The following is a 4,776-nucleotide window of genomic DNA, read 5'->3' as shown; positions in this document are numbered from 1 at the left end:
CGCCGCCCCCTCCCGCCACCGGCGCAGCGCGTCCATGATCAGCGCGGCCTCCACCCCGGGATCGGCCGCCCCGCTGCGTCGCCGGGGCGCCCCGTCGCTCCGGTACGGCGTCAGTACCAGCAGGGCGTCGAGGATATCGACCACCCGCGCGCTGAGTCGCTCGTGGATGGACCCCCGCACCGTGGTGTGCCGGATCTCGGCGATCACCGGTCGCAGCGTGGTCCAGAGGTGGCGGAGGCGGCGGTACTGGACGTGGCGACGGCACCACAGCGCCGCCCGCGCGAGCACGGGCGCGCACACCGGGACGCAGACCCCGACCGCGACCAGCGCCACACAGGCGGCGGGCAGCGCCCAGGCGAGCGTGTCCGAACCGGGGTAGGGCGACCCGGTGAGGAACACCGAGGTGATGGCGACCAGTTTGTGCAGTGCCCAGCCGACCCCGAAGGCCGAACCCGCCCGCATCGTGCGCATTCCGACCTGGAGCCACCGGCGGTCGGTGAGGTGCAGGTAGCGGCCGAGGAGGTGCACGAACCGCGCCATGCTCCAGCCGACGTAGCCGCTGAACAGCACCAGGTACCCGTACACCGGCGGCCGGTCGGCGAAGGCGTTCAGGAAGTCCGGGCGGTAGGTGAGGTCCGCGGAAAGGAACAACGCCGACATGGCCGCGATCGTGGACACCAGGATTACCGCCTGGATCCGTACCGCCCTCCGAGCGCGCGCGGGATCGTCGGTGACCAGGTGGGTGAGCAGACTGAGCAGGCACCAGGCGGCGACCATGCCGATGCCGTTGACCACCAACCGGGTGAAGTTCGGCGACGGTTCCACCCGTACCGCGGCGGCGAGGACCGCGGGCGCGGACAATGCGGCCGAGAGCCCCGCCGCGATCACCGCCGCACACAGGTACCGGGTCGCCGGGGCGACGGGGCTCCGGGCACTCGCGAACCGGGTCACGCCACCGGTGACGGCCACGAGTCCCGCGGCCACCATCACCACCGAATCCATCAGACCTCGTCGAACGTGCTGGTCAGCCGGGCCAGGGTGGCGGCACTGCCGTGGTCGCCGGGTGGACGGTGCCCACGCGGCCGCGGCGCGGTCCGGGTCGCGACCCGGGCGTGCAGCAGGTGCGCGAACTGCTCGGCCTCGAACTCCTCCGTGCCCCCGCTCAGCCGGTCGAGCAGGTGCGCGAAAGCCGCCGCGCCGAGGTCGGGCGCGAGCCTGCGCGTCTGCTCGTGGGACAGCAGGCAGCGGCCGGCATGGTCGAACAGCATGTGCCCGACCTCGTGCAGGATGATGTGGTCCTGGTGGAACCCGGTGGTGTTCGCCGCGTACGCGATCACGTCGTGGTCGCCGTGCTTGCGCCAGGCACCGGTGGGATCCCCCGGCGACCAGGACAGCGCGCACAGGTCCACCCCGCGCCCGCGCACCCGTTCCAACCGGTCGAGCCAGGCGTTGACGTCCCACGGCCGCGGGAGCCCGGTCCGGACGAGGACGTCGTCCACCAGCGCCACGCAGCGGCGCCGCGCGTCGGCGTACTTCACCGTGTCGCCCCTTCCCGACGACGGACTGACCGGCCCCGCGGCGTGCGGAGCCGTCCGCACACACCACGGCACGGGACCGGGTGGACACATGGAGCCACCATGATCCTGACGCATCCCGGTGGATCAGGTCCCGTCGGGTCGGGCCGGTTTGCGGCGGGGGCGGTGGTGTCGTGACCGGGCCTCGTAGGAGCGGATCTCCTCCACCACGGAGGACACCGTCTCCCGTTCCTCGGCCGACAGGCCGAGGATGCGCAGGGTGAGCCGGCGCAGCTCGACGTCGTCGCGGGGGTCGGTCCCGCCGGTTGCGCCGTCCCGCCGTTGGAGCAGGTCCTGGACCTGGCGCATGACGGCCACGGTCGTGTCGTCGTTGACGAAGTAGTCGTCCGGCACGCCGAAGAACCGCACGATCTTCATCGCGACGCTGTGCCGCGGTTCGTCGCGCCGGCCCGTGCGCAGTTGCCACACGTACTGGCGGGACACCCCCAGGGCCCGCGCCAGCTCCTCGTCGTCGTACGGCCCGCGCGAGTCCGGGTGCATCGTCTCGATGAGAAACGCCAGCTTCTCGGCGAAGGTCGTCGGGCTCTCACTCATGGGGACTCCGGGGGTTCAGCGGTGGCCCGCGCACTGTACAACCCGTGGCGTGTTGTCAACAATTGTTGACGCGGCGCCGCAACACCTGTTAACAGTGATCATGTGGGAGGTCGCGCCGAAGGGGGTGCCTGACCGCGCCCGGGACGAGGGACCCGAACGCACGTCGGTCACGCGACGCGGCCTCCCACAGTCGCCGTGCCGGGGCCTATGCTCGGCCGCATGGAGATCACAGAAGCAAGCGCGATCGTCACCGGCGGTGCCTCCGGCATCGGGGCCGCCGCCGCGCGTCGGCTCGCGGCGGGTGGGGCGCGCGTCGTCGTCGCCGACCTGAACGCGGAGAAGGGCGAGGCCCTCGCCCGGAAGATCGGCGGCGTGTACGTCAATGTGGACGTCACGGATACCGAGCAGATCGAGGCCGCCGTGGACAAGGCCGTCGAACTGGGCCCGTTGCGGGTGCTGGTCAACTCGGCCGGCATCGGGTCCGCGCAGCGCACGATCGGCAAGGACGGGGAGTTCGACTCCGCGCACAGCCTCGACCTGTACAAGAAGGTGGTCGGGATCAACCTGATCGGCACCTTCGACACCCTGCGGCTCGCGGCCACGGCGATGAGCCGCAACGAGCCCACCGGGTCGGGCGACCGCGGGGCCGTGGTGAACATGGCCTCGGTGGCGGCGTTCGACGGGCAGATCGGGCAGGCGGCGTACTCGTCGTCCAAGGGTGGTGTCGTGGGCATGACCCTGCCCGTCGCGCGCGACCTCTCCGCCGTGGGCGTGCGGGTCAACACCATCGCCCCGGGGCTCATCGAGACCCCGATCTACGGCGAGGGCCCCGAGTCCGAGCAGTTCAAGGCCAAGCTGGGCGAGAGCGTGCTGTTCCCGAAGCGCCTCGGCACCCCGGACGAGCTGGCCTCGATGGTGCTGGAACTGGTCACGAACTCCTACATGAACGCCGAGGTCGTCCGCGTCGACGGCGGCATCCGCATGCCCCCGAAGTAGCCGTCCGCGCGGCGGGGCCGTCAGGGTGTGCCGTGAAGGACCCCTTCCCTGCGTGTGGCGCCGTGAAGGACTCCTTCGCTGCATCTGACGCAGTGAAGGAGTCCTTCACGGCACAACGGCGGCCGGGAGCTGGTCAGGTGAATTGGAGGATGCCGTCGTCGAGTCGGCGGTGGCGGAGGGTGACGAGGTCGTGGGCGTAGCTCATCCCGAGCCGCCACGGCTGCCGGGATCCCGCGCGGGGGAACTCGTCGATCGAACGCCGGACGTAGCCCGCGTCGAAGTCGAGCAGGGGCCGCGCGGTGACCGACGGATCGTCGTCGACCGGGACACACCGCCGGTACCCGTGCCGGTCCAGGTGCCGCAGCAGCCGGACGACGTACTCGCTCACCAGGTCGGCCTTCAGCGTCCACGACGCGTTCGTGTAGCCCACGGTGAAGGCGAGGTTCGGCACCCCGGACAGCATCAACCCCTTGTACGCCATCGTCTCCGGCAGGCGCACCTCGCGACCGTCGACGGTGAGTCGCATCCCCCCGAGCGGCAGCAGCCGCAGCCCGGTCGCCACGACGACCGTGTCGGCCTCCAACTCGGCACCGGACCGCAGGCGGAGGCCGGACCCGGTGAACTCCTCGACGTGGTCGGTCACCACGGAGGCCGCGCCCCGGCGGACGGCGGTGAACAGATCGCCGTCCGGCACGAAGCACAACCGCTGGTCCCAGGGGTCGTAGTCCGGCCGGAAGTGGGTGTCGACGTCGTAGCCGGCCGGGAGCTGCCGGATCGTGGCCTCGCGGATGAGCCTGCGGACCAGATTCGGCCGTCTGCGGCTGAGCTGGTAGAGCAACGTGCTCACGGCGATGTTCTTCCAGCGCACCACCGGGTACGCCGCACGCGGCCCCACCACCCTGCGCAGCAGTCCGGCCAGGCGGTCCTCGGACGGCAGGGACAGGATGTAGGTGGGGGAGCGCTGCAGCATCGTGACGTGGGCGGCCTTGTCGGCCAGGGCGGGCACCAGGGTCACCGCCGTGGCCCCGCTGCCGATGACGACGATCCGCTGTCCACTGTGGTCGAGGTCCTCCGGCCACTCCTGCGGGTGCACCACGGTTCCCCGGAAACGCTCCAGTCCCGGGAACTCGGGGAAGTATCCGGCGTCGTAGCGGTAGTATCCGCTGCAGACGTTCAGGAACCGCGCGGTGAACCGGACGGTGGTGCCGTCGTGGTCGGCTTCCACCGTCCACAGTGAATCGTCGCTGGACCAGGACGCGTGCACGACCCGGTGCCGGTAGCGGACGTGCCGGTCGATCCCCGCCTCGGCCGCGGTGTCCCGGATGTAGCGCAGGATCGACGGCCCGTCGGCGAGGGCCCGGGACCGTCTCCAGGGACGGAACCGGTAGCCGAGGGTCTGCATGTCCGAGTCCGAGCGCACTCCCGGATAGCGGAACAGATCCCACGTCCCCCCGAGGGCGTCGCGCGCCTCCAGGAGGGTGAAGGTGTACTCGGGAAGGTGGGACCGGAGGTGGTGCGCGGCGCCGATCCCGGAGAGTCCGGCGCCGACGATGAGCACGTCGACGTGGTCGGTGGCGGTCATGCCGCGGCCCGGGACCCGGTGGCCGTGCCGGACAGCGCCGGGCCGTCGCCCCTGCGGCGGACGAGCGCC

Annotated in this window: 5 protein-coding genes; 1 reads left to right on the top strand and 4 read right to left on the bottom strand. The window is 71.5% G+C overall.

What is annotated here, in order from left to right; translation table 11 throughout:
- From SACHA_RS25430 to SACHA_RS0112670, 3 genes are all read right to left on the bottom strand, one after another.
- Nucleotides 1–1,002, bottom strand: a 1,002-nt coding sequence (locus SACHA_RS25430) for an MAB_1171c family putative transporter (protein ID WP_019810356.1), incomplete at its 3' end; no start/stop codon positions are given.
- Nucleotides 1,002–1,538: a hypothetical protein gene (locus tag SACHA_RS0112675; protein WP_028663139.1), complete on the bottom strand. Its 537-nt coding sequence runs from the start codon at nt 1,536–1,538 to the stop codon at nt 1,002–1,004. The genes SACHA_RS0112675 and SACHA_RS25430, both read right to left, overlap by 1 nt.
- Before the next feature lie 123 nt (nt 1,539–1,661).
- Complete coding sequence (locus SACHA_RS0112670; protein ID WP_019810351.1) at nt 1,662–2,129, bottom strand: helix-turn-helix transcriptional regulator; 468 nt, start codon at nt 2,127–2,129, stop codon at nt 1,662–1,664.
- A 219-nt stretch (nt 2,130–2,348) separates the two neighbouring features.
- On the opposite strand from SACHA_RS0112670, the gene SACHA_RS0112665 reads away from it, so the two are divergent.
- The gene (locus SACHA_RS0112665) at nt 2,349–3,125 is read left to right on the top strand and encodes an SDR family NAD(P)-dependent oxidoreductase (RefSeq protein ID WP_028663138.1); all 777 of its coding nucleotides are present in this window, start codon (nt 2,349–2,351) and stop codon (nt 3,123–3,125) included.
- A 133-nt stretch (nt 3,126–3,258) separates the two neighbouring features.
- On the opposite strand, the gene SACHA_RS0112660 is transcribed toward SACHA_RS0112665, so the two are convergent.
- The gene (locus SACHA_RS0112660; RefSeq protein ID WP_019810347.1) at nt 3,259–4,707 is read right to left on the bottom strand and encodes a flavin-containing monooxygenase; all 1,449 of its coding nucleotides are present in this window, start codon (nt 4,705–4,707) and stop codon (nt 3,259–3,261) included.
- Nucleotides 4,708–4,776: the final 69 nt, after the last annotated feature.

Origin of the sequence: Saccharomonospora halophila 8, assembly GCF_000383775.1 — a bacterium.
In the GTDB taxonomy this organism is placed as follows: domain Bacteria; phylum Actinomycetota; class Actinomycetes; order Mycobacteriales; family Pseudonocardiaceae; genus Saccharomonospora; species Saccharomonospora halophila.
Note: the sequence above shows the minus strand (reverse complement) of the source record. Positions and strands in the feature narration are given on the sequence as shown.